Origin of the sequence: Bacillus sp. YP1 (assembly GCF_000877815.1) — a bacterium.
Lineage (GTDB): Bacteria > Bacillota > Bacilli > Bacillales > Bacillaceae > Bacillus > Bacillus subtilis.
Genome location: NZ_CP010014.1, coordinates 1,896,856 through 1,920,460 on the forward strand (window position 1 = coordinate 1,896,856; position 23,605 = coordinate 1,920,460).

Annotated in this window: 34 protein-coding genes; 11 read left to right on the forward strand and 23 right to left on the reverse strand. The window is 42.2% G+C overall.

Annotation, left to right across the window (positions count from 1 at the left end; translation table 11 throughout):
* The first annotated feature begins 26 nt into the window (after window positions 1-26).
* Complete coding sequence (locus QF06_RS09060) at window positions 27-452, forward strand: MarR family transcriptional regulator (protein WP_004398634.1); 426 nt, start codon at window positions 27-29, stop codon at window positions 450-452.
* Between the two features lie 49 nt (window positions 453-501).
* Here QF06_RS09060 and QF06_RS09065 read toward each other — a convergent pair whose 3' ends face one another.
* From QF06_RS09065 to ilvA, 7 genes are all read right to left on the reverse strand, one after another.
* Complete coding sequence (locus QF06_RS09065; protein WP_032726006.1) at window positions 502-1,839, reverse strand: MATE family efflux transporter; 1,338 nt, start codon at window positions 1,837-1,839, stop codon at window positions 502-504.
* A gap of 71 nt (window positions 1,840-1,910) precedes the next feature.
* The gene (gene ypmT / locus QF06_RS09070; RefSeq protein ID WP_003230808.1) at window positions 1,911-2,105 is read right to left on the reverse strand and encodes a protein YpmT; all 195 of its coding nucleotides are present in this window, start codon (window positions 2,103-2,105) and stop codon (window positions 1,911-1,913) included.
* Between the two features lie 12 nt (window positions 2,106-2,117).
* Window positions 2,118-2,681, reverse strand: coding sequence for a YpmS family protein (locus QF06_RS09075; protein WP_041849942.1), 564 nt, complete (start codon window positions 2,679-2,681; stop codon window positions 2,118-2,120).
* Window positions 2,682-2,690: 9 nt separating this feature from the next.
* A complete protein-coding gene (locus QF06_RS09080; RefSeq protein WP_003245956.1) occupies window positions 2,691-3,458 on the reverse strand; it encodes an SGNH/GDSL hydrolase family protein in 768 nt (255 codons plus the stop codon).
* Window positions 3,459-3,535: 77 nt separating this feature from the next.
* On the reverse strand, window positions 3,536-4,117 hold the full coding sequence (gene scuA / locus QF06_RS09085) for a cytochrome c oxidase assembly accessory protein ScuA (protein WP_041849943.1): 582 nt from the start codon (window positions 4,115-4,117) through the stop codon (window positions 3,536-3,538).
* A 147-nt stretch (window positions 4,118-4,264) separates the two neighbouring features.
* Complete coding sequence (locus tag QF06_RS09090; RefSeq protein ID WP_014480066.1) at window positions 4,265-4,516, reverse strand: DUF2535 family protein; 252 nt, start codon at window positions 4,514-4,516, stop codon at window positions 4,265-4,267.
* Window positions 4,517-4,601: 85 nt separating this feature from the next.
* On the reverse strand, window positions 4,602-5,870 hold the full coding sequence (ilvA, locus tag QF06_RS09095) for a threonine ammonia-lyase IlvA (protein WP_003230803.1): 1,269 nt from the start codon (window positions 5,868-5,870) through the stop codon (window positions 4,602-4,604).
* A 248-nt stretch (window positions 5,871-6,118) separates the two neighbouring features.
* Here ilvA and QF06_RS09100 point away from each other — a divergent pair, with 248 nt between their 5' ends.
* Together QF06_RS09100 and trhA are read left to right on the forward strand one after the other, a co-directional pair.
* Window positions 6,119-7,114 carry a sigma 54-interacting transcriptional regulator gene (locus QF06_RS09100; protein ID WP_004399025.1) on the forward strand — a complete coding sequence of 332 codons (996 nt, stop codon included), beginning with the start codon at window positions 6,119-6,121 and terminating at the stop codon, window positions 7,112-7,114.
* Between the two features lie 20 nt (window positions 7,115-7,134).
* Entirely contained in the window at window positions 7,135-7,776 is a 642-nt protein-coding gene (trhA, locus tag QF06_RS09105; RefSeq protein WP_004398522.1) for a PAQR family membrane homeostasis protein TrhA, read from the forward strand.
* 39 nt (window positions 7,777-7,815) lie between these two features.
* Here the strand turns inward: trhA and QF06_RS09110 are convergent, their stop codons facing one another.
* The 10 genes from QF06_RS09110 to QF06_RS09155 all read right to left on the reverse strand — a co-directional run bounded on the left by QF06_RS09110 (window position 7,816) and on the right by QF06_RS09155 (window position 16,137).
* On the reverse strand, window positions 7,816-8,436 hold the full coding sequence (locus QF06_RS09110; protein ID WP_041849944.1) for a lysophospholipid acyltransferase family protein: 621 nt from the start codon (window positions 8,434-8,436) through the stop codon (window positions 7,816-7,818).
* On the reverse strand, window positions 8,437-8,943 hold the full coding sequence (dfrA, locus tag QF06_RS09115) for a dihydrofolate reductase DfrA (RefSeq protein WP_015714128.1): 507 nt from the start codon (window positions 8,941-8,943) through the stop codon (window positions 8,437-8,439). It abuts the gene before it with no gap.
* A 142-nt stretch (window positions 8,944-9,085) separates the two neighbouring features.
* Window positions 9,086-9,619, reverse strand: coding sequence for a phosphatidylglycerophosphatase A family protein (locus QF06_RS09120; protein ID WP_041849945.1), 534 nt, complete (start codon window positions 9,617-9,619; stop codon window positions 9,086-9,088).
* A 17-nt stretch (window positions 9,620-9,636) separates the two neighbouring features.
* Window positions 9,637-10,248, reverse strand: coding sequence for a YpjP family protein (locus QF06_RS09125; RefSeq protein ID WP_009967559.1), 612 nt, complete (start codon window positions 10,246-10,248; stop codon window positions 9,637-9,639).
* Window positions 10,249-10,507: 259 nt separating this feature from the next.
* Window positions 10,508-11,281, reverse strand: coding sequence for a class I SAM-dependent methyltransferase (locus QF06_RS09130; RefSeq protein ID WP_041849946.1), 774 nt, complete (start codon window positions 11,279-11,281; stop codon window positions 10,508-10,510).
* Window positions 11,282-11,322: 41 nt separating this feature from the next.
* Window positions 11,323-11,757 (reverse strand): bacilliredoxin BrxA, encoded by a 435-nt coding sequence (brxA, locus tag QF06_RS09135; protein WP_003230794.1) that lies wholly within the window; start codon window positions 11,755-11,757, stop codon window positions 11,323-11,325.
* 106 nt (window positions 11,758-11,863) lie between these two features.
* Window positions 11,864-13,540 carry a dihydroxy-acid dehydratase gene (ilvD, locus tag QF06_RS09140; protein WP_009967560.1) on the reverse strand — a complete coding sequence of 559 codons (1,677 nt, stop codon included), beginning with the start codon at window positions 13,538-13,540 and terminating at the stop codon, window positions 11,864-11,866.
* Between the two features lie 288 nt (window positions 13,541-13,828).
* Window positions 13,829-14,962 carry a conserved virulence factor C family protein gene (locus QF06_RS09145; RefSeq protein ID WP_041849947.1) on the reverse strand — a complete coding sequence of 378 codons (1,134 nt, stop codon included), beginning with the start codon at window positions 14,960-14,962 and terminating at the stop codon, window positions 13,829-13,831.
* A 59-nt stretch (window positions 14,963-15,021) separates the two neighbouring features.
* Entirely contained in the window at window positions 15,022-15,639 is a 618-nt protein-coding gene (gene hdhQ / locus QF06_RS09150; RefSeq protein ID WP_041849948.1) for an Mn(2+)-dependent (deoxy)ribonucleoside pyrophosphohydrolase, read from the reverse strand.
* A gap of 21 nt (window positions 15,640-15,660) precedes the next feature.
* The gene (locus tag QF06_RS09155; RefSeq protein ID WP_041849949.1) at window positions 15,661-16,137 is read right to left on the reverse strand and encodes a glutathione peroxidase; all 477 of its coding nucleotides are present in this window, start codon (window positions 16,135-16,137) and stop codon (window positions 15,661-15,663) included.
* A gap of 343 nt (window positions 16,138-16,480) precedes the next feature.
* Between QF06_RS09155 and metA the strand changes: the two genes are divergently transcribed.
* From metA to cspD, 4 genes are all read left to right on the forward strand, one after another.
* On the forward strand, window positions 16,481-17,386 hold the full coding sequence (gene metA / locus QF06_RS09160) for a homoserine O-acetyltransferase MetA (protein WP_043940142.1): 906 nt from the start codon (window positions 16,481-16,483) through the stop codon (window positions 17,384-17,386).
* Window positions 17,387-17,616: 230 nt separating this feature from the next.
* Window positions 17,617-18,765: a diglucosyl diacylglycerol synthase gene (locus QF06_RS09165; RefSeq protein WP_003246153.1), complete on the forward strand. Its 1,149-nt coding sequence runs from the start codon at window positions 17,617-17,619 to the stop codon at window positions 18,763-18,765.
* Between the two features lie 80 nt (window positions 18,766-18,845).
* The gene (locus QF06_RS21785; RefSeq protein ID WP_120028300.1) at window positions 18,846-18,992 is read left to right on the forward strand and encodes a hypothetical protein; all 147 of its coding nucleotides are present in this window, start codon (window positions 18,846-18,848) and stop codon (window positions 18,990-18,992) included.
* Between the two features lie 15 nt (window positions 18,993-19,007).
* The gene (gene cspD, locus QF06_RS09170; RefSeq protein ID WP_003153604.1) at window positions 19,008-19,208 is read left to right on the forward strand and encodes a cold-shock protein CspD; all 201 of its coding nucleotides are present in this window, start codon (window positions 19,008-19,010) and stop codon (window positions 19,206-19,208) included.
* A gap of 51 nt (window positions 19,209-19,259) precedes the next feature.
* Here the strand turns inward: cspD and degR are convergent, their stop codons facing one another.
* Window positions 19,260-19,442, reverse strand: coding sequence for a transcriptional regulator DegR (degR, locus tag QF06_RS09175; RefSeq protein WP_003230774.1), 183 nt, complete (start codon window positions 19,440-19,442; stop codon window positions 19,260-19,262).
* A 154-nt stretch (window positions 19,443-19,596) separates the two neighbouring features.
* Between degR and QF06_RS09180 the strand changes: the two genes are divergently transcribed.
* Window positions 19,597-19,866 carry a DUF2564 family protein gene (locus QF06_RS09180; protein ID WP_004398863.1) on the forward strand — a complete coding sequence of 90 codons (270 nt, stop codon included), beginning with the start codon at window positions 19,597-19,599 and terminating at the stop codon, window positions 19,864-19,866.
* A 27-nt stretch (window positions 19,867-19,893) separates the two neighbouring features.
* Here QF06_RS09180 and QF06_RS09185 read toward each other — a convergent pair whose 3' ends face one another.
* Both QF06_RS09185 and QF06_RS09190 read right to left on the reverse strand, forming a co-directional pair.
* Window positions 19,894-20,076, reverse strand: a complete 183-nt coding sequence (locus tag QF06_RS09185; protein WP_004399003.1) for a zinc-finger domain-containing protein — start codon at window positions 20,074-20,076, stop codon at window positions 19,894-19,896.
* Window positions 20,069-20,749, reverse strand: coding sequence for a ribonuclease H family protein (locus QF06_RS09190; RefSeq protein ID WP_021481511.1), 681 nt, complete (start codon window positions 20,747-20,749; stop codon window positions 20,069-20,071). Before QF06_RS09190 ends, QF06_RS09185 begins: the two co-directional genes overlap by 8 nt.
* Window positions 20,750-20,831: 82 nt before the next feature.
* On the opposite strand from QF06_RS09190, the gene QF06_RS09195 reads away from it, so the two are divergent.
* From QF06_RS09195 to sspL, 3 genes are read left to right on the forward strand one after another with little or no spacing between them, the layout of a single operon-like run.
* Complete coding sequence (locus QF06_RS09195; protein WP_014477139.1) at window positions 20,832-21,521, forward strand: queuosine precursor transporter; 690 nt, start codon at window positions 20,832-20,834, stop codon at window positions 21,519-21,521.
* Window positions 21,521-21,919, forward strand: coding sequence for a reverse transcriptase-like protein (locus QF06_RS09200; protein ID WP_015251853.1), 399 nt, complete (start codon window positions 21,521-21,523; stop codon window positions 21,917-21,919). Before QF06_RS09195 ends, QF06_RS09200 begins: the two co-directional genes overlap by 1 nt.
* A gap of 41 nt (window positions 21,920-21,960) precedes the next feature.
* Window positions 21,961-22,089 (forward strand): small, acid-soluble spore protein L, encoded by a 129-nt coding sequence (gene sspL, locus QF06_RS09205; RefSeq protein ID WP_003218255.1) that lies wholly within the window; start codon window positions 21,961-21,963, stop codon window positions 22,087-22,089.
* Between the two features lie 7 nt (window positions 22,090-22,096).
* Here the strand turns inward: sspL and exnP are convergent, their stop codons facing one another.
* The 3 genes from exnP to QF06_RS09215 form a co-directional block, all read right to left on the reverse strand.
* On the reverse strand, window positions 22,097-22,987 hold the full coding sequence (exnP, locus tag QF06_RS09210; protein ID WP_003230763.1) for a 5'-3' exonuclease ExnP: 891 nt from the start codon (window positions 22,985-22,987) through the stop codon (window positions 22,097-22,099).
* A 100-nt stretch (window positions 22,988-23,087) separates the two neighbouring features.
* Window positions 23,088-23,234: a hypothetical protein gene (locus QF06_RS21170; protein ID WP_003230761.1), complete on the reverse strand. Its 147-nt coding sequence runs from the start codon at window positions 23,232-23,234 to the stop codon at window positions 23,088-23,090.
* A gap of 74 nt (window positions 23,235-23,308) precedes the next feature.
* Window positions 23,309-23,566, reverse strand: coding sequence for a YpbS family protein (locus QF06_RS09215; RefSeq protein WP_003230757.1), 258 nt, complete (start codon window positions 23,564-23,566; stop codon window positions 23,309-23,311).
* Window positions 23,567-23,605: the final 39 nt, after the last annotated feature.

Sequence of the window (23,605 nt, forward strand, 5' to 3'; positions counted from 1 at the left end):
TGCTTATGTAATGGAGGTTCACAAATTTGAAAGTAAGAACACAGATGATGTACGATATGGAAACTTTACTCCGTAAAGTCTTTAAACAAATACGCAATGAAATCAATGAAATTTTAGATAAAGAGCTGTCGCGGAATGAATTCACCATTCTTCGGATCCTCAGTGAACAAGGGCCTAAAAAAGTCACTGAATTTGCGCCTATTTTAGAAGTATCGGCAAGCCACATTACGGCTGTGACAGATGCGCTGGTAGAAAAGGAATGGATTACGAGAATCAGATCGAAGGAAGACAGACGCATCATCCGCATTCATATCACTGAAGCGGGCGAAAAAGTCCTTCAGCACTTTAACGAGAAAAAAACGGAATATTTCTTTAAACGCTTTGACTGCTACACTGATGCTGAACTTGCCACGTTAATCGAGCTCTTCAGCAAACTTGATAAAAAACGGTGAAAAAAAGCACATACCGATATATAGGTATGTGCTTTTCGCAGTGCTTCACTTATTTTTCAGTAAACAGCTTCATTGCTTTCCAGCGGCCATATCTATAATACAAAAATGCCGCGCAGCTGCTAAATAAAAAACTCATTCCGATTCCAAGCCCGATTCCTTTTTGTCCAAGCCAAGCTGAAAATAGAGCTGTGAAAGGATATCTCAACACCCAAAACGAGATCAAATTTAATACCAGAACCTGCAGCATCGCTCCCGCGGCCCTGACGATTCCGTTCAGCACAAAATTAATCCCAATAAAAGGGTAGAAAAACGCGATCCACTTCAAATATTGTTCACCAAATGCGACCGCATCGGGCTCACTGATAAATAACCTTATGAGATATTTACCAAATACCCAAATCATAACCGCAATCACCAGCATGCAGGAAATAACAGCTATCACACCTAGCCTTGCAATTGTTCCCACTCTTTTTTCGTTTCCGATTCCAATATTTTGCCCTGCCATACTATTGACGGCCGTACCGGCAGCCATTGCTGGAAGCGTGATGATACTATCAAGCCGCTGCACCGCGCCAAAGCCTGATACCACGTGATCCCCGTATGAGTTAACAACACTCATAATCGCCATCATACCGCCTGTAATCACCATCATCTGCAGACCTGCCGGAATCCCGAGTTTCAAAATCAGCGCGGACTCTTCCCACTTGGGCATTCTCGGAATTGAGAATGGCACAAGCTTGTGTTTGACCACATAAAACAACCCATACAAAAACGCAATGCCCTGTGACAAAATCGTTGAATAAGCCGCTCCCGCTATTCCCATGCGGAACACAGAAATAAAGAGCGGCGCAAGCACTGTATTCAGTACAACAGCAAACGCAATAAACCGGAGAGGTGTCTTGCTGTCGCCCAGCGCACGAAGCACAGTACTGATAAAGTTATAACCAAACAAAAATAAAATGCCGATAAATTGAATCTGTAAATACGTCTCAGCAAGCGGTATCATTGACTCCGGCGTTTTTAGAAGACGCAGCAAAAGCTCTGAGAGAAAAAAACCGGCCGCGCCGAATCCGATGCTTAGGCCTGTTAATAAAACAACAAAAGCGTTAATATACGACGCCATTCCTTTTACATCATCTTTTCCTTTTTGCTGAGATAAAATGGTTAACGTCGCATTGTTAAGGCCCAAAATAAAAGACAGCACGGTCAAAACAATCGTGCTTGATACCGCGGCTGCCCCAAGGGCCTTTGCCCCCAGTAAATTGCCGATCCACAAGCTGTCTATAAATTGAAAGGAAACCTGCAATGCGTTTCCGAGCATAATAGGCATTGAAAACAGTACAAGCTGTTTCAGCACGTTCCCCTGTGTAAAATCGTATGCTTTCATCTTTTCTCCTTGTGTTCTCAAATTTTCTTCGGACCGCACGAAAAAAGAGACGTTGTTTCATGTCTCTTTTTTCATGACTTATCGGTTTTTTTTCGGTCTCGCATACCGAATGTAAACACCATCACACTTAGGAACAAGGCACAATAGGAAACATTCAAATACATTTGATCCATGTCTTCAGCAGCCAGATGATGATAAGCAAGCCAGCCGAAGTACAGGGAAAATGTAAAGGATAATAAACTGAAATACTGGTAAATCCTTTTCATTTTCAGTCACCTCTATTGTTTAGGATGGTAATAGGAAAACTCAATTTCATCTTTTTCTAAATTTATCTTATCCGCTTTGACATACATTCCATTCGTTAAAGGCATTTCTGACAAACGCACTTCAATGCTTTTATCTCCGGGGTGAACATGGACAAATGACGGCAATTCATAAAAGCTGTCCATATAATTTAACACAAAGCTAATTGGTATACTCAATTTCCCTAACGAAAATTTCGTGACATTCAGCTCTACATCACCGTTTTTTTTCACAGTCGGCTCAAAAGCGATAAACGCATCAATAGACGTGGAAAATGCCTTGATTTTCCCTGCGACATGAACATCATCATCAATCTCTACTTTATAATCAAGCTTGTTTGATGCTTTGTCGTTTAAATATGAGTTAACAAACGCAGCTAATGATTCTTTTGTGCTTGTCACTTGAAATCCATACTCGCTCTCAGATGAATCCTTCACCTGAGCCTGTTCCCCCGGGAGCAAAACAAGTGCCACAAACCCGGCGGCGAGGATAAAATTGATTGCAAGCAATATAATAAACAGTCGCTTCCACTTATTCATGCTGTCACCCTACTCTTTCGGTAATCCTTCTTTTTTAATGGCTTGATAGACGCGCTTTGCGATAAGAGAATAACCCGTACCATTAGGATGAAAATCATCTTCCTCAGAAATTCGGCTGCTGTCACTTTTTTGATTGAACAAATCTTCGATATGAACGATTTTTGCATGTTTATCTTTTTTCAGCTCTTTTTCAGCAATATGGTTCCAATCCGTGACGACACCATTTATTTCATTTAGTTCTGATAATGTAAACGTAAACGGATTGTACATGCTGACATAAATCAGCTCAGCGTGATCATTCAGCTCGCGAATTTCAGAAATGATTTTTTCAAAGCGCTTTTCGTACGGTTTTTCCGCTTCCTGAAACGGTTCAACGGTTAATTGCAGAAAGTTTTGGCGAAGGATTTTCATCAAATCATTACCGCCAATTGTAAAAAAGACATAATCTGCGTCCTTTATGCCTTTTTGAACCTTTTTATCTTTTAGTTTTTCTAATAAATCATCCGAACGGTTCCCTTTTACGGCATAATTTTTCACGTCGACCGTTTTGACTTGTTTATCTGACCGGATAGAATCCGCCACCTTGCCGACATATCCCTTTCCGTCGGGATCTCCGACTCCTTCTGTCAGCGAATCTCCGACAGCCGCTATGACAATGTGTTCTTTTGTTTTCGTTTCATGGGCTTTTTGTTTTCCCTCAGATGATGTACGTATGCTCGTACACGCAGTAAGAAGCAAAATCAAACTGGCCATGATTGAAAAAATGCGCAGCTTCAATCTTGTTGCTCCTTCCCATTCTACTAGTGGAAAGTGTATCATGTTTTAGAAGATTTGCAAATGCCCAGTCTCCTAGCTTACTTGAGTGTACTGGCTGTCTTCACATCGGCGATAATATCATCGTACGGTGTATTTTCCACTCCGTTGTAATCTTTCAGCACCTTACCGTCCGGGCCTACCAAATAAAAAGAAGAATAATGAATGACTTGGTCCTCTCCCTCCGGTTTCTTCACAATCGCTTTAAAGCTCTTAAGTGCGAACTCCTCAATGTCACTCTGGCTGTATCCCGTGAGGAAATCCCAGTTATCAAAAGATAATGGATAGTTTGCGGCAAATTTCTTCAGCTGTTTCGGCTTATCGTTTTCTGGATCAACGCTAAAGGATACGATACGGACATCTATGTTCTCAGCCTTCAGTTTTTTTTGCAGCTCGGTCATATGAGCGGTCATCGGCGGACATACAGTTTCACAATTGGTAAAAATAAAATCCGCCAGCCATACTTCTCCTTTTAAACTCTCTAAAGAAACGTTCTTGCCGTCTTGGTTTTGAAATGTAAAAGGCTCCACCTCGTAATTGAGCGGATCTTTAATCTGCTGTCCTCCGCATGCACACAAAAACAGAAAAAACAGCCCAGCCGTTAACCCCTTGATAACCTTCATGACATCCATCCTTTCCAGCCAGCATAAAAACGCTTTCTAAAACCGTCCTTACTGTCCCATGTTTGTATTCGATACTGAGCAAAAAAAATCCTGCATGCCTCCCCATTAACGATTACAAAGGAGGGCATGCAGGTAAAAAACGGCATGTTACGCGTTGTGCTTTAACACCTCTTGATGAAATACAGCCTGATAATCTGCCCACTTCATCCGGCGCTTCATATAATGTCGGAAAGAATACACTTTTGCCCTGCTGTTTGATGAAAACACTTCTTTTAAGTAGAATTGCAAATGGTGATGTAACATAAAGAAATAGTGCTCATCTTCCTTTAATACAGGTATTTCTGTCACTTTCACCTGAATCCCGTCATCGCGTTTGAACTCTAGGCTTTTGAGTAACAAGCTATCAATCCTCTTTTTTGTTTTTCTTCTATTATATATGATGCCAGCCGGGCTGTCTGTCATTTTGCGCGGTTGTGTAAAAAAATTAGATTAGCAAATGGAACAAGTCCTCATCCTTGTTCACCTCTACATAATGAAACGGTTTTTTGTTCATCCGTTCAATCAGCGGCCCATAATCGGCTTTGTTCTGCAGCTCGATGCCGACAAGAGCAGGTCCATTGCTTTTATTATTTTTCTTCGTATATTCAAACCTTGTAATGTCATCATTCGGCCCGAGGACTTCGTCAAGAAATTCGCGGAGCGCCCCCGCTCTTTGCGGAAAATTGACGATAAAATAATGCTGAAGACCTTCAAAAATCAAGGAACGCTCCTTCATTTCCTGCATTCTTCCGATATCGTTATTGCCCCCGCTTACCACACACACCACGTTTTTCCCTTTAATTTGATCCTTGTACAAATCAAGCGCTGCGACAGAAAGAGCTCCAGCCGGTTCAGCAACAACCGCACATTCGTTATATAATTCAAGAATGGATGTACATACTTTTCCTTCAGGCACAAGGAGAATGTCATCAACGACAGTTTCCAGCGTCCGGAAGGTTTCCTCGCCAATTTTTTTAACAGCCGCACCATCTACAAACTTATCAATTTTATCAAGTGTGACGACATGCCCAGCTTTGTTTGATTCAAAGTAGGATGCCGCTCCCGCCGGCTCAACAGCAATTACCTTTGTATCAGGAGACACGTTTTTCAAATATGTACCTACCCCAGAGAGAAGGCCGCCGCCTCCGACACTTGCAAAAAGAAAATGCGGTTCTGTATCAATGTCGTTTAAAATCTCGACTGCGAGCGTTCCCTGTCCGGCCATCACATCCGGATCATCGAACGGATGGATAAACGTCCGAGATTCCGCCTCACAGCATTCAGCAGCGCTTTTATACGCGTCGTCAAACGTATCGCCTGTCAAAATAATATCGATAAATCCTTTTCCGAATAGTTCAACTTGAGATACTTTTTGTCTCGGTGTAGTAGACGGCATAAAAATTTTCCCGTGAATGCCAAGATGTTTACACGAAAATGCCACACCTTGAGCGTGGTTTCCGGCACTTGCACACACAACTCCGTTCTCTGTCTGCTCGCTGGAAAGCTGTTTCATTTTATGATAAGCCCCTCTGAGCTTAAAAGATCTGACAACTTGCAAGTCTTCGCGTTTTAAATAGATATTGCATTCATATCTCTCAGAAAGTCTGTCATTCCTCTGCAAAGGTGTGTGAATGACAACGTCCTTTACGTTTTGGTGAGCCTTCAAAATGTCTTTCACTTGGATGAGAGAGTTTTCTTTAAGCAACGGTTTCATGTACAGATTCCTTTCTTGTTTTAAATCCCTATTTAATATGCCATTATAACATGAATATTCAAAAAATAAGACAATTATTTTTATTTAATTATTAAAAAAATACAGACTATGTCCACCACATCTTGTGGTAACTTCTGTTCAACCATTATCCTGCAGAGTCAAGAAAAAAGATGATCGTAAAATAAAGGGTGTTTTCAACCAAAAGGCATGATATAATGAAACCAATTAGAACCAAAAGGAGCCAATTGATGAATAGTGCACCAAAACTCAATACATTTCAACATCTAATCGGAGAACATCAAACTTTCCTGGAAGCGAAGCGAATCGCCAAGCAGTTCTCGTTATCGGAGCTTCCTGTCTTAATAACAGGAAAAATCGGAACAGGCAAAAATCACTTCGCACATGCCATACACTTGGAATCTTCGAGAAGCAATGAACCGTTTATAAGCGTCAATTGCAGCACCCATTCGGAAGAAACCCTTATTCATGAGCTTTTTGGCCCTAACGGAAACACTGGTGTTTTTCAAAAAGCGGTACGAGGAACCCTTTTTCTTGATGATGTATGGCGCATGCCTGCTTCTGTACAAGCTCAGCTGTTAAAAGCGCTTGATTCAGACACGGAGAAACCGCGAATGATCTGTGCTTCTGCAGACCGATCCGTGGAACATACATTCAGGCAAGACTTATTCTACAGACTGAACATTTTAACGCTCACACTGCCCGAATTATCGGAACGAAAAAGCGATATTCCGCTTTTGACACAGCATTTTCTCTCAAATTCTGGTCAGCAATTGTTAATCGATCCCTCCGTTTTTCCCGTGCTTGAGAAGCATGCATTTGAAGGCAATGTCAGGGAATTAAAAAACGCTGCAGATTATATGGCGGCAGTATCAAGCGGGGGAACGATTCAGCCATATGACCTGCCGCCGTATATTAGAGGCACGATAGACGGAAAAACGTCGAAGAAAAAAGCGAAACTGCTGACTTTAATGGAAAAAGCTGAGTTTTTGTTTATTTTGGAAACAATAAAAGTATTGAACGAAAAAGGAGAACCTGCCAGCAGACGGATCATTTCTGAACACAGCAAAAATACCCAAACCTCGTTAACTCCTCAGCAGGTCAGAAGCCGTCTCGACTATTTGGAGAAAAAAGATTATGTCACCAAAAGCCGCGGACGCGCAGGCACAAAAATTACCTTTGAGGGCTTGAGCTTTATAGAGACGTTAAAAAATCAAATGATCTAGCGATCGAAAGGAGAATGTACTTGTTTACAATCAAAGAAGAGATCGCCAATGCGATTACACACGGCATCGGTGTCCTCTTATCCATCCCAGCATTAGTGTTTCTAATCATATTTGCGGCTAATTACGGGTCTGCATGGGACATTGTCAGCTTTACAATATTCGGTGTCTCTATGCTGCTGTTATATTTGAGCTCCACCCTGCTTCACAGCATCACACATAAAAAAACGAAGGACATTTTGGAGATTATTGATCATAGCGCAATTTACGTACTCATCGCCGGAACCTACACGCCTTTTTTGCTTGGGCCGCTGAAAGGCACACTCGGCTTTACCCTGTTGGTTATCGTATGGTCACTTGCCCTAGGCGGAATCGTTTTTAAAATTTTCTTTGTGAAACGGTTTATCCTATTGTCAACCTTCGTGTATTTAGTCATGGGGTGGCTGATGATTATTGCAGTTAAACCTTTATATGCTTCACTAAGCGGAGCGGGATTCAGCCTCCTTTTTCTCGGCGGCATTTTATACTCTGTCGGAACCATCTTTTACATTTGGAAAAAGATCCCCTTCCATCACGCCATTTGGCACAGCTTTGTATTGGGCGGGAGCGCTGCCATGTTTTTCTGCGTGCTCTTCTATTGTGTAAAGGTGCCGTTCCTTTCGTAACAGTAACAGAAAAGCGCAGTCTTCACGACTGCGCTTTTTTTATGCACGTAATTGTTTTTCATTGGCAGGTATATAAGCTTTTGAAAAGGACAATTCAATGTCTGCCGGTTTTAAGCGTTTAAAAAACGAGCCCTTTTGCATGTTATCTGTTCCTTTCGTTTCCACCATCACCAACGGAAGATGATAGCGGGCCGCAAGTTCTATAGGATCAATAGAACCATCTAGTGAAAGAATCAGGCTTTGTCCCTTTTCCAGCTGTTTTGTCACATCTTCATATACCTTTTCTGAATCACCGTCTGAAATCACATCCATCCGATCCAGCCATTGCCCGATAAAAGGCAAGCGGAACACTTTTGGGTTGGCGATAAAGCCAGCCGGTTCCTCAATATATCCAGCAATTAAGGCCAGTTCAGCCAAACGCAAACGGGGATGCACATACAAAATAGGACCTTGTGGTATTGGCTCTGGCTGATGGATTGTCACAACTGAACCGGAGATGCCGATACAGCCTTCCAAAAACGCCTTTGGCTGTTCGTACACAAGAGTCATCTGTTTTTTGTATGACAGACGGGGATCAAGCATTGCTTGATTAAATAATTGTTTCATATTTTTTAACAGCATATACACAATATAAACCACTAGAAGGCTGTAGCGAACCAATTAAAATCCTCCCGCTTTAGAAGAATTCTTTTTTTCATACATTAGAAATTCGTAATCATACGGGTTTTTTTCGTCTTTGATCCCCTGCTCAGAAGAAACCAGTTTCCAATTGGATTCATCAAATTCAGGGAAGTGACGGTCACCCTCAAACTCGTGATGAATTTTCGTCATATACAGTCTGTCCGCATAAGGGAAAAGGTCCGTATAGAGCTGAGCCCCTCCGATCACAAAGCATTCTTCAGGGCCTGAACAAATGTCCAGTACATCCTTTAATGAACCGACAACCGTGCATCCCGGAAATTCTGAAGCCGGCGCTGAGGTAACGACAATATTTTTCCGATTTGGAAGCGGACGTCCGATCGATTCAAATGTTTTTCGGCCCATAATGATTGAATGGCCCGATGTTACTTTCTTAAAGTATGCAAGATCATTGGGCAAATGCCACGGCAAATCATTGTCTTTGCCGATAAGCCTGTTGGCATCCATCGCAAAAATGAATGAAATCATACGCTTACCGCCCCTTTTTGCTCTAAAACATGTCTACATAAATCCTTAAACTGTTTCATTTTTTTCATCCTTTAAAAGTAGTCTTCTAGTAGTGTAACACAATAAAAAATCATTTCTGAACCCAGAAATGATTTTTTTATAGTCAGCTGACGACAGGCTTTTCATCCTGTTCTTTTTCTTCATCTTGCAGATCCTGATGCGTATGTGCAATTCTGCTCGCCGCTGCTGCAGCAAGAGCTGCCACAATATCATCCAAAAAGGTGTGAATACCGTCTGGACTTTCATCAAGTTCCTTAATAATTCCAATCTTCTCTTTATCCAAATAACCGAAATTGGTCAAACCGATCGACCCGTACACATTAACGATGGAAAGCGGGATAATTTCATCTATGCCGTAAAGCGGTTCATCCGTTTCAACAAGGTGCTGCAGCGGTTCGGGGAGAACCTTCTGTTCTGCAAGCTGATCGAGTGCAAGGCCTGTCAAAACAGCATGAATAATTTCACGTTTGTTCAGGACTTTTTCTACATTCTCCATGCAAACACTGAGCGGCAGATTTGGATTGTATTTTTCCTGAAGTTTTTGAACAATCCGTGCAATATCTTCTATCATAACGCCCCGTTTGTTCAGCATATCCTTTGTTATATCGACCATTTCATTCATTGTGTACTTTTTCATGTCTAATGGCATCTCCTTTAGGCACTCATCCAGTTGGGAGGCGTGTTGCGGTCCCAGTAAATACTCCCAAGCTCATGATGTGATTGAAACCCATCTTCTGCTGTATGATAATGAAAATTAAACCAGTAGCCGTCATGAGGCGGGTGGTCTCTTCGCACATGGAATCTGAGAAGATCTTCTCCAGTTGTCCGATTGTAAACGTTGAAAATTTTTTCCGTTTTGCCCGCTGAAGGCATGCTTGAGATCACAACATCTTGGTACGCCTCATCATCTTGCAATGTCGCTAAATAATCACTAATCACATTTTCGATTTTTGGCAGGATCTCTTTCCGATAGTCATCCTCAATGACAGGAGCGATTCTGCTGCCGAATTTTAAAAAGGACTGATCCTCAGCGCTGTCAAGGAGCTGTTCCTTGTACGATTGAAAAAGCAGTTCAGGATCTCGCCTGTCATCCGACTCATCATCGTACAGGTCATGCTCATCATAAAAAGCGGTGTAATCATTCTGCTCAAGACTGCTCGGCTGTCCGGAAGGCTTGTCCGCCATAAGGGCAGCCGGAGGAGATACGAGCCCGAACGTTACAATGGTAAATAAAACCACAAGGGTCTTTCTCATCCACAATTTCATGACTGCTTATTCCTCTCTATTTTATTGTCATGTTTCTCTTATTTTAGCACATCCAAAACATGCAAGTCATGTACTATATGAAACTGATATGCAAATTAGGAGATTCGTTGCTATGCACTTTGTGTAAAAACGCTTACAATATTCCATGAAAGGAGGCTTTCCGCATGATTGACGCTCTGTTTGCCACAGTTTCACTCTTAACATTGTTATACTTTGTCGTCATGGAGGTCACCGATTAACAGAAAGCCCGTGATATGAATCACGGGCTTGTTTGAATGACGCCATAATGGAACAGTGCTGTTTTTCTTTTCATGACGTTAAAACCAAACTGTTCAAATCGCGGGCTTTTCCAGTGGTCTTTTAGCACAACGCTTTTTCTGGCGACTCGTACCGCTTCATTGATACATCCTTCGTGCAAAACGGAATCTTCTGCCAAATCACGTAAAGGCGCGATGCCGTCAGAGGTTTCTACAGGTTCATGAAACATTGGATCGAAATAAACCACATCAACAGAGTTGTCAGGAAGCTGCTTGATGTGTTCAAAGCAATCACCATTCTTCACCTGGATTCTTCTCATCGCAGCTTGAAGCTCTTCTATACCCGTTTCCCATGAATGCAGTCCCGTCCTCACTAAAACAGACACAAGATGGTTTTTTTCAATCCCAACAACAGAACCCGTTTCGCCTACTGCCATACTTGCGATAATGGCATCTGACCCCAGCCCGAGTGTGCAATCTAAAAACGCATCCCCTTCAGATAAGCCGGCAGCCCGAAGCATAGGCTCTTTCTCCCCCTGCAAGAAGCGTTTGGCTCTGAACATCGCTGTATTCGGATGAAAAAAGAATTTGGCACCTTGTTTCGTATACAGCTCAAACCGCTCTTTGCCGACCACTAGCAAATCACGTTCAGCTGACTTCAACAGGTGTTCAACCGTTTGTTTATTCCGGCCGCAGTATGGCATATTTAGCTCTTTAGAAAGCTGCTTTGCAGTTTTTATGGTGTGTTCAGACGGTCTATAGCTTGTTGTTATCATCTTCTGTACTCCCAAAAAGAAAATGCCCGGAAAACGGGCATTTAGCAGTGCGCATCGAAGGCAGCAGTCAGATTTTTCATAATTTCTTCCATATCGTGTCCTTCAATTTCATGACGCGGAATAAAATGTACGACTTCTTTGCCTTTCAAAAGAGCCATTGATGGTGAAGAAGGCTCCTGGCCAGTAAAATACTCACGCATTTTCGCAGTAGCTTCTTTATCTTGGCCCGCAAATACAGTCACCGTATTGTCAGGTGTTTTGTCATTCTGGAGGACTGCCTGTGTAGCCGCAGGACGCGCAAGGCCTGCCGCGCAGCCGCATACAGAGTTAACGACTACAAGAGTTGTGCCCTCTGCCTTTTCCATAAAGTTTTCTACTTCTTCCGCTGTTGTTAACTCTTCAAAACCTGCTCCAGTCAGCTCGCGGCGCATCGGTACGACAAGCTGGCGCATGTATTCTTCATAAGCCATTGACATAAAAAAAGCCCCCTCTAGTATCCTTCATCTGAAGTAAAGGATACTATAGAGAGGGCCGGATTTCAAATGTTCACACCTTAAAATAAAAGAAAGTGTCCCCAGCTATCTAGATTTTCATAATACCGCCGGTGTTGGCACTTGTCACAAGTTTAGAATAACGTGCCAGGTAGCCGGTTTTCACTTTCGGTTCAAAACCTTTCCAGTTCGCTTTTCGTTTTTCCCACTCTTCTTCTGGCACTTGTACATCCAAGATACGTTTTTCAATATCAACGATAATATGGTCTCCGTTTTCAACAAAGGCAAGCGGCCCGCCCTCAGCTGCCTCAGGTGATACGTGGCCGATTGAGAGGCCACGGGAGGCTCCGGAAAAACGTCCGTCCGTAATCAATGCCACTTTTGGTCCGAGTCCCATTCCAACGATTTGGGATGTTGGCGCCAGCATTTCCGGCATGCCAGGTCCGCCTTTTGGCCCTTCGTATCTGATGATGACAACGTCGCCTTCTTTTACTTTTCGGTTGATAATGCCGTCAAGCGCCTCGTCCTGAGAATCGAATACGACAGCCGGCCCTTCGTGTCTTGTAATCCCATTCTGTACGCCGCCTGTTTTAATGATAGCGCCGTCCGGAGCTAGATTACCGAATAAAACAGCAAGGCCACCCTTTTCAGTGAATGGTTGATCCAGCGGATGAATGACGTCATAATCCTTTACTTCATGTCCGGCAATGGTTTCTCCAAGAGTTTTTCCTGTAACAGTCAGCGCATCTAAATGAAGCGCTCCTTCTTTCTTGGAAAGCTCATTCAGAGCCGCTGACACGCCGCCCGCTTCATGAAGATCTTCAATAAACACATCCGATGCAGGCGCCAGCTTGGCCAAGTGCGGCACGCGCTCAGCGACTTCGTTAATGCGTTCTAAAGAGTATTCAACGCCGGCTTCGTTTGCAAGGGCAAGCGTATGAAGAACGGTATTTGTAGAACCTCCGAGCGCCATATCGAGTGCAAACGCGTTATCAATCGCTTTTACTGTAACGATATCACGCGGTTTGATATCTTTGCGAATCGTTTCCATTAATTGCGCAGCCGATTTTCTCACAAACTCTTTGCGTTCCGGAGATGTCGCCAGAATGGTTCCATTACCCGGCAAGGCAAGACCAAGTGCTTCTGACAGACAGTTCATTGAGTTCGCCGTAAACATGCCTGAGCAAGACCCGCACGTTGGGCATCCGAACTGCTCTAGTTCTTGAAGCTCGTTTTCGTTGATTTTCCCTGCTTGGTAGGCGCCTACCCCTTCGAATACTGAGGAAAGAGAGATTTTTCGCCCGTCACTTGTTCTTCCTGCCGCCATCGGTCCGCCGCTGACAAAAATCGTCGGAATGTTGATGCGCATTGCCGCCATAAGCATTCCCGGTGTGATTTTGTCGCAGTTCGGAATACAGACCATTCCGTCAAACCAGTGTGCGGATACAACCGTTTCCACAGAGTCTGCGATAATTTCACGGCTTGGCAGCGAATATCTCATACCGATATGCCCCATTGCGATGCCATCATCTACCCCAATGGTATTAAATTCAAACGGAACGCCCCCTGCTTCTCTGATTGCTTCTTTTACGATTTTCCCAAACTCCTGCAAGTGAACATGACCGGGAACGATATCAATGTATGAATTACACACCGCAATAAACGGCTTGCCGAAATCCTCTTCTTTTACTCCTGCTGCACGAAGCAAACTGCGGTGCGGAGCTCTATCGATTCCTTGTGTGATCATATTACTGCGTAATTCTGCCATGGTGATCCTCCTAAATTCTTTCAATTGTTTGATTGGATTTTATTTTGACAATTTTCAGTTTATTTATGGGCTGTTTTTGCAAATAAGATAAATACAGGCCGCCCTCACCTTGTTTTGTTCTTTCGTGTTTTTATATTTATATAGCTTTCTTTCGATTTGAACCCTCCAACTATTAATATTGTTACTTACTATAAATAGTTTTCGGATATTTTTCAACAATATTCGAAATAATTTTTATAAAAAGTGAATTCACATAAAAAAGGTGCATGATCTGCACCTTTTTTATTTCTATTCGCCTTTTTTTCTGCTTTCCGTCATTTGTTTCCAAACAGAACCTTTTGCTTCTTCTCCATGCTCAATACGTTCAAGCGCCATTTTGACTTGAAGGCTGACCTCAAATTCGGGGTCATCTTCGGCAGCGCGCAAAGCTTCAATTGCACTTTCATCCCCGACTTCGTATAGGAACATGGCCGCACGCCAGCGAACAAGCTTGCTGGAGTCGCTTAACGACTTGATCATAGCAGGAATGGCTTGAGGATCGCCGATATCAGACAGGCAGTCTCCGGCCGTTCTTCTGACTGATACAGCTTTGTCCTCAAGTGCTTTATACAATAGAGGAAGAACATCAGGTGTTTCAATCATCCCTAAGTACACAACAGCCTGTCTTCTGATGGACACCTTTGGATCATCCAATGCCTTCTGTAAAACCGGGATATCCTCTTCTTTCGGATCCATCTGTTCCAAGTGTGCATAACGCTTTTTCCAGTCCTCATCATCCAGCATGTCAAGCGTTACTTTATACGCTTTGCGCTGTACAGTTTGTTTTGATTCGCCCTTTCCTTGAGCGGCTGCTTCAGTCAGTCGTTTCAGCCGTTCATCACTGTATGCCGCCTGAAGCTCTTCTGTCACGTCATGGCCGATTTCATCAAAGTCACCGAATCTGACACCTTGTTCTTTCCAAGCCCGCTCAAACACAACATTGGAAGCTTCAGATCTAAGTTTTAAGATCGCCTTCTGAAAGCGTTCAGGTAAGCCGAAGCGTTCTTCCCGCTCTCCATCGGTTAATTTAACTTGCATAGGAATGCCGCTGAACATCTGCACAAAAACTTTTACCTCTCCAAAAGATTCTTGATCAGAACGATTTTCTTCTCCGCTTTCAGCACTTTCCATCCCAAATGCAGTGCGGACTTGCGGTAATATGTCTTTCCAGTCGTATCTTGCATTCCGTTCAACAGCAAGAAAATCTGCGACGTGATATACCCCTTTAACTCCATCTATTTTAAGAATTTCCGCTATAACAGGCGGTGCGCCTTCTGCTTGCTCAGGTTTATAGTTATTGCTTTTGCCCGCCGGAAGCTCTTCCGTTAAGATGACTTTCATTGTATTCGGGCTTGGTGTAGGTTCAATTGATTTTATCTTCATGATCGTCCTCCTATAGCATATCTGTGACTTATTCTATCATAGTCGCTCCAAGCCTTCTATTACGACGTTTTGGCATCAATCCCGGGTATTTCTTTTTCTAATTGGCGGACAAACTGAAGCATAAAATTGTGTCTTTCTTCTGCCAGTTCCCGTGCAGTGTCTGTATTCATCATATCTTTCAGCCGCAGGAGCTTATGAAAAAAATGAGCGTAGGCGCTTTGCTCATCTCCATAAAGGCCATGCCCGTTTGCGCCCGCAAACATGAAAGCTCTCGCAATGCCGACAGCACCAATCGCATCAAGTCTGTCAGCATCCTGTACAGCTTTTCCTTCAATTGAGAGCGGCTCCTTCGCCAATTTCCCCCTGTCCCGAAAGGACATCCTTGTTATAATATGAATCACCCTGTCAGCATTCTCTTTTCCTACTCCGAAAAAAACGAGCTGATCATATACATCGCTCACAGAAAGCCTGACCGTGTCAGGCAGCTTCACATCAATTAAATCATGAACCAAAGCCGCCGTTTCAACAATGAACAAATCCGCTTTTTCCTTTTCTCCAATATACGCTGCAAGATCTGCTACTCTTGATACATGATGCCAGTCATGTCCAGAGCTTTCGTCAGTCAGGATAGATTGAACCCATGTCCTGATTTGCTCTGCCTGCTTCAATTCCTTCACAAAAACACCCTCTTTTTATTGCTATAATAGCTTCACGATATCGTTTTCCAGCTCTTTCGGATTTGTATTTGGTGAATAACGGCCAACGATTTCTCCATTTCTATCCACTATAAATTTCGTGAAATTCCACTTGATCGCCTTAGTTCCCAGCATCCCTTTCGCATGTTCTGTCAAATACACAAACAGCGGGTGGGCGTTTTTCCCGTTTACATCCACTTTTGAAAACATAGGAAATGTAACACCGTAATTTGTTTCACAAAATTCCTGTATGTCAGCCTCTTCACCAGGCTCTTGGTTCATGAATTGATTGCAGGGGAACCCTAAGATCTCCAGCCCCTCCTGCTGATATGTATCATATAATTCCTGCAGCTGCTTTAATTGAGGAGTAAAACCGCACTTACTTGCTGTATTCACGATCATCAGTACCTTTCCCGCGAAAGGCTGAAGTGTCATGTCTTTCCCTGTGATTGTACGTACCTTCATATGATAAATAGACATGTAAGTCCCTCCTATGTCCCTAGTGCTGATTATTTTACCTTTTTTAAATCGCAATTCAAAATGTAAACATCAATTAAGAACTCATAAGAAACCTAACGATATGAGCGTCCGTTCATTATCAATTCATATGGCTCATTTTTTATCTTAATCATTCTATAAAACATTACAATTCCCTCTGACATCTTTGAAAATCATTTTACTGTGAAACCAAAAGGCGTGTCAGTGCGTTTTATTTAAAGAGTTTTCTGTTGTTTCCCCCTCAACACGCATAGATAGATTGAAAATTGGCGTGAAAATTCCTATAATGAAGAAAATTAAACGGGGAAATAATGGAGGTGGCACGTTGCCTATTAATATACCAACACACCTGCCGGCAAAACAGGTGCTTGAAAGTGAACATATATTTGTAATGGATGAAAGCAGAGCATTTCATCAGGATATCCGGCCGCAAAAAATTATTATATTAAATTTGATGCCGAAAAAAATCCAAACAGAGACTCAGCTTCTCAGATTGCTTGGAAATTCGCCTTTACAGGTTCATTTCACATTTTTAATCCCAAGCACACACACGCCGAAAAATACTGCGAGAGAACACCTTGACGAATTTTACACGACTTTTTCCAATATCCGTCACAAGAGGTTTGACGGCATGATTATCACCGGTGCGCCGATCGAGCATTTGGCGTTTGAAGATGTTTCATATTGGGAAGAGCTCAAGGAAATCATGGAGTGGAGCAAAACAAATGTCACTTCAACCTTGCATATTTGCTGGGGTGCTCAAGCAGGTTTGTATTACCATTACGGTGTGGAAAAAATTCAAATGCCGAAAAAAATCTTCGGTGTGTTCGAACATACCGTTCTTTCAAAACACGAAAAATTGGTAAGAGGTTTTGACGAGCTATACTACGTGCCGCATTCCCGGCATACAGATATAAATATGGAACAGCTTCAAGCAGTGCCCGATTTAAACATTCTTACCGCATCAAAGGAAGCCGGGGTTTGCTTAATTGTGTCAAAAGACGAAAAACAAGTCTTTTTGACAGGGCACCCTGAATATGATACAAATACGCTTCTTCAAGAGTATGAAAGAGATTTGGAACGAAACCTTTCTACTGTCGAGGAGCCTAAACATTATTTTGCAAAAGGCAGCAACGAGCCAGTGAATCGCTGGAAAGCGCATGCCACATTATTGTTTATGAATTGGCTGAATTATTACGTTTACCAAGAAACTCCTTATGAATGGGACTAATTTTTCTTTTTTTAGTGATACGCTGAGCAAAAAATATGATAAAATACATCTGATTCAGTCTGCGTATAACAAAAATTTAAAATACTGGAATCCAAATCATTTAAAATTAGCTTAACTTTTTCACTGCATTAATAATTCGATTATGTATTTGTGTTATGTTTATGTATAGACAATAACTCCTTACGATGCATGAAGCTTGCTTGTTGTTGATTACATTGAGGTGAATTTACTTGAATACCAATAAAAGAGTATTAATTTTGACTGCAAATTACGGAAATGGACATGTGCAGGTAGCCAAAACACTTTATGAACAATGTGTACGGCTCGGCTTTCAGCATGTAACAGTTTCTAATTTGTACCAAGAGTCAAATCCGATTGTTTCAGAGGTAACTCAATACCTTTATTTAAAAAGCTTCTCAATCGGGAAACAGTTTTATCGTTTGTTTTATTACGGAGTTGACAAAATCTATAATAAACGTAAATTCAATATTTACTTTAAAATGGGTAATAAAAGATTGGGCGAACTTGTCGATGAACATCAGCCCGATATTATTATTAATACATTTCCGATGATCGTCGTGCCGGAATACAGACGCCGAACTGGAAGAGTCATTCCTACCTTCAACGTTATGACTGATTTTTGTCTTCATAAAATTTGGGTTCACGAAAACGTGGATAAATATTATGTGGCAACAGATTACGTGAAGGAAAAACTGCTGGAGATCGGCACTCATCCAAGCAATGTAAAAATCACAGGAATTCCAATCAGGCCGCAATTTGAAGAATCCATGCCGGTTGGCCCGATATATAAAAAGTACAATCTTTCACCAAACAAAAAAGTGCTTCTGATCATGGCAGGTGCTCACGGTGTATTAAAGAACGTAAAAGAGCTGTGCGAAAACCTTGTCAAGGATGACCAAGTGCAAGTGGTTGTCGTGTGCGGGAAAAATACGGCTTTAAAAGAATCTTTGAGTGCGCTTGAGGCGGAAAATGGTGACAAATTAAAAGTTCTGGGCTATGTGGAGCGCATTGATGAGCTATTTCGGATCACAGATTGCATGATTACCAAGCCCGGCGGCATTACTTTGACAGAAGCCACAGCCATTGGAGTGCCTGTCATTCTGTACAAACCCGTGCCTGGCCAGGAAAAAGAAAATGCAAACTTCTTTGAAGACCGCGGAGCTGCCATCGTTGTGAACCGTCATGAAGAGATTCTCGAATCAGTCACTTCCCTTCTTGCAGATGAAGATACCTTGCATCGCATGAAGAAAAACATTAAGGACCTTCATTTAGCAAACTCCTCTGAAGTGATTTTAGAGGATATCCTGAAGGAATCAGAAATGATGACTGCCAAACAAAAAGCCAAAGTGCTATCGTAATGGCGTACTTGAGAGCATACGAAAATCGTGTGCTCTTTTTATTTATATTCAGCCATCAATAAAAGCGGTTACATTTTTTTATGGAACTTGCCCTTCTTTTGAAAAATAAGCCGTTTCGCAACTTGACGGGTGCTCCCAGATGGTGTATAGTTGAACCATCATTTAACAATGAATCAAAGTTAAATGATGACAAAATTTTTTTTAGCACATGGGTGCTACAGTACTAGGAGGAATTAAGCAATATGCAAAACGGTAAAGTAAAATGGTTCAACAACGAAAAAGGATTCGGCTTCATTGAAGTTGAAGGCGGAGACGATGTATTTGTTCACTTCACAGCTATCGAAGGAGAAGGATACAAATCATTAGAAGAAGGACAAGAAGTTTCTTTTGAAATTGTCGAAGGTAATCGTGGACCTCAAGCTTCTAATGTTGTAAAACTCTAAACTCAATACATGATGATGAGATGACAAATAGAGGAGAGGCATTCGCCTCTCCTATTTGATTTTCATCTGGATTTCAATCGCCAAAATGTTTTGTTTGCACCTCTGTTCAATCTCTTCAACATACTTTTCCATTGACGGTTTTCCTTTTTTCGCAATATCCGCCAGTTCTTCTAAATCACTGTATATTTCTATAAATGTTTTGTGAAGGATCAACTTCAAGTCTTTATCATCCATAGCTGCGTTCCCCTTCTCTATCAAGATACCCAAATAGTAAAACAGTCCTATTTATTCTGGTTCAATAGTTATATCGGCTTATTTTTATTTTCTTTTCTATTTTGGTACATAAATTTCAAAAAAACTCTGCAAAATAATGGCGGAGGTGTTTTTGGTGACTTCAGAATTTCATAATGAGGATCAGACTGGCTTTACGGATAAGCGGCAGCTGGAACTAGCGGTGGAAACAGCGCAGAAAACAACAGGAGCTGCGACGAGAGGCCAAAGCAAAACATTAGTTGACTCTGCATACCAAGCCATTGAGGATGCTAGAGAACTGTCACAATCTGAAGAGCTGGCAGCTCTCGATGATCCTGAATTTGTAAAGCAGCAACAGCAACTGCTAGATGACAGCGAGCATCAGCTGGATGAATTCAAAGAATAAAAACCGCAGCTTCTGCGGTTTTTATTTTTAGTGATTGGTTAAGACATCTCCGTATTGTTTCAGCTTTTCACCAACCGTACATTTATTGATACAAAATGAATGCGCATAAGTTTTGCCAAATTCTTTGCGAAACTGCTTCTTAATAAAACAGTCCTTGCAATATTCATCGTGCAGTTCTGTCAGTTCTTTAAAGATCATTTTCTTATCCAATATCGTCATCTCCGTTACGGTCTAATTTCGTGTGGCTTTCTACGAATTGATGGGATAGAATTTTTTTAGCGAGGCCGTCAGCTTCCTGATTGTCTTTTCGTTGTATTGTTTCGTAGGTTGGAGTAAGCTTCAGCGATTCAAGGAGTGCTTCTATTTTGTCAAGCCATTCATTATGAGATGGATCATAACAAGGCCAGCTGCCGTCAAGCTGATTCAGCACAACAAGCGAGTCCCCTTTGATTGTAATTGAATTTCTGCTTGCCCCAAGCTCTCTTACTTCTCTTATTGCTTCATAAAGCGCTGCGTATTCAGCTTCATTATTGGTTTTCAGCCGGAAGCTTTTATTTTTTCTCAAGCGATGCCGGATTCCTCCCAATGAATAATAGATGACGATCCCGAGACCGGCCAGTTCGCTCTCCTTATCGAAACTGCCGTCAAAATAAACAGTAATGTCATCAGGCTCTTGAGCAAGCTCCTCTGTCAGCTTTTCCAATTCCTTCAGCGTCCAGCTGCCGCCTTTCTCGTCTTCGAACTCTAGCTCTTTCATGTATGGAAAACGACCAAGTTCTCTGGCGAGCATACGTGCCTGCTGTGCTGTCAGCCAGTCTTCGCTAAAAAATGAGACGGATCCCGTTCCTTTTGCTTCTATTTTCAAATGCGGTCTGAGCTTCATTACAATCACCTTACCATTCATTAGTTGCCGGGCTTATGCTATAATCAAACCAATCTTACCCCGGAAAGGAAGCTTTTTCATCTTGTTTAATAATTCGTTTTGGATCTTTTTTGCGATCATTCATTTTATCATTGTTCTTTTATTTTATAAAGGATTTGGCAAAATGGGACTGTTTGTTTGGATCGGTTTTGCGACAGTCTGCGCCAACCTCCAAGTCGTCAAAACAGTTGAACTGTTTGGCTTAACAGCGACACTCGGGAATGTGATGTATGGCACAATCTTTTTTGCGACAGATGTGCTGAATGAAAAATACGGACCAGCTGAAGCCAGAAAAGCGGTATGGCTCGGATTCTCAACGCTCCTGACGCTGACATTTGTCATGCAGGGTGTGCTGCTTTTCGAACCGGCTTCCAGCGACATATCACAAACAGCGCTGGAAACGATCTTCGGATTCCTTCCGCGAGTTGCGTTAGGAAGTCTGCTTGCCTTTATCTTCAGCCAAACGCTGGATGTTTATGTATATTCGGCAATTAGAAGGATATTTCCTTCTGATCGGCTTTTATGGCTCAGAAACGGCGGCAGTACAGCAGTCAGCCAGCTGTTTGATACATTCATATTCACTGCAGTCGCCTTTCTCGGCATTTATCCGGCAGGCGTGTGGCTTCATATTTTTATTTCTACATATTTGATTAAGTTTGCGGTATCTTTGATTTCATTGCCTTATGCTTATGCAGCCAAAAAAATGATACCTAAAGATGAAAGGAGTTCATAATGCCTACAGAAATATACGTAGACGGCGCAAGCGCCGGTAATCCCGGGCCTTCGGGTATCGGCATTTTTATCAAACATGAGGGAACAGCAGAATCCTTCTCTATTCCAATCGGAGTGCATACAAATCAGGAAGCGGAATTTCTTGCATTAATTGAAGGGATGAAGCTATGTGCAACGCGCGGGTATCAATCGGTTTCCTTTCGAACCGATTCAGATATTGTGGAACGCGCCACTGAGCTTGAAATGGTTAAAAATAAAACGTTTCAACCGTTCGTAGAAGAAATCATCCGATTAAAAGCGGCATTCCCTCTTTTTTTCATCAAATGGATACCGGGCAAGCAAAACCAAAAAGCCGATCTTCTGGCAAAAGAAGCGATTCGGCTGAATGAAAAGAATTAAATCTTGATGATTGGTTCATCCTAATGGCGAGGTGAACTAACATGAAAAAGAAAGATAAAGGCCGGCTGACCGGCGGTGTTACTCCGCAAGGCGACCTGGAAGGCAATACACATAATGACCCTAAAACAGAGCTTGAGGAGAGAGCAAAAAAAAGCAATACAAAACGCTAGAGAAGATCTAAACGATCTCTCTAGCGTTCAGCTTTTCAAGCATACGCTCAATTCCTTTGATTTGGTGGCGGCGAAGCATGTCAGCCGCCTGCTCCATTTGCAAAGTAAATAAAGCGTCTTTCAGTGTGCAGGCCAGCGGCACTGAGCAATGAATTTCCGCAAGCTTCCTCGACATCTCCAAATCGCTTAAACCTTGCTGAATTTTTCCCTGCTGTCCTTTTGGAAGAAGAGAAAGATTTTCCAATAAACGGTCAATCGTTTCGTATTCACGAATCAGTTTGTAGGCTGTTTTTTCTCCAATCCCTTTGACTCCGGGATAGTTATCACTGGAATCTCCCATAAGCGCTTTAATATCAATCAAAGCCTTCGGCATTACGCCTGTTTCTTCATAAAAAGTCTCTTTTGTATAGACTTTATAATTTCCGATTCCTTTTTGAAGCAAAGCAACGCTTACTTTATCCGTTAACAGCTGAAGTAAATCTCTGTCTCCTGTTACGACCGTAATGTCCGCTTCATTCGCAAATAAATCGGCAAGAGTACCGATACAGTCATCCGCTTCATAGCCGGCAAAGCCAATATTCATGATTCCAAGCTCTGCGGCTGCTTCCTTTGCCAAATCAAACTGCGGAATCAGCTCCACAGGCGGCGCGCTGCGGTTGGCCTTATAATCTTGGAACAAGTCATTTCGGTACGTTTTGCTCCCCATGTCCCAGCAGCAGACGACGTGTGTCGGCTGGAATGTTTCCACAGCCGTAATCAAATGCTTTAAAAAGCCGTTGACGCCGTTCGTCGGCACCCCGCTGTCATTTATCATAAAGTTGCGATGTACGGCCGTGGCAAAAAAAGCCCGGAATAAAAGAGCCATGCCGTCAACCAGCAATAGTTTATTATTATTCATCAAATAACTCCCTTTTCTTTCATTCCTTCTATTTTATCATAAAGCAGCCCAAAAATAAAAAACAGTATCTCTTTAATTAGAGATACTGTTTGGATATTTATCAATCGTTGTGTCTTTTGTTGCTGGCGATCAGTTTTTCAGCTTCGCGTCCTGCGTAAGAGTCAAAATGGGTTTGAAATCCGTTTTTCTTTTTGGCATTGTTATTCGCCTGTGCATTTCTGTTTCCGAGCTTTGTTCTGCCCAACATGAATCCCCCCTTACGTCGGATGCATATAGTATATGCTTCCGGCAGGAGGTTCACTCGCGACAGGATCATCCAGCTTACATGCGGCTTACGTATTCTCTGACCATTTCTTTTGATACAAGCCGTCTTGTCGGGACGATGCCTTTTTTAGCGAGCTGATTCATTTGCTCGGTAATTTCATTAATTGCATCTGTAGTATAAGGTTCATCGTTTCTGCATTTCGCAACAGCTTCTTCAATCGCCAATTCACGCATATTTTCAAGACGCATAAATGCTTTGATATGCTCGTGCTGTTTTGATGAATGTGCTGAAATTGCTTTATGTACCTCTGACATTAATCGTTCATCTCGCTTTTTTCTATTTAGTCTATCATG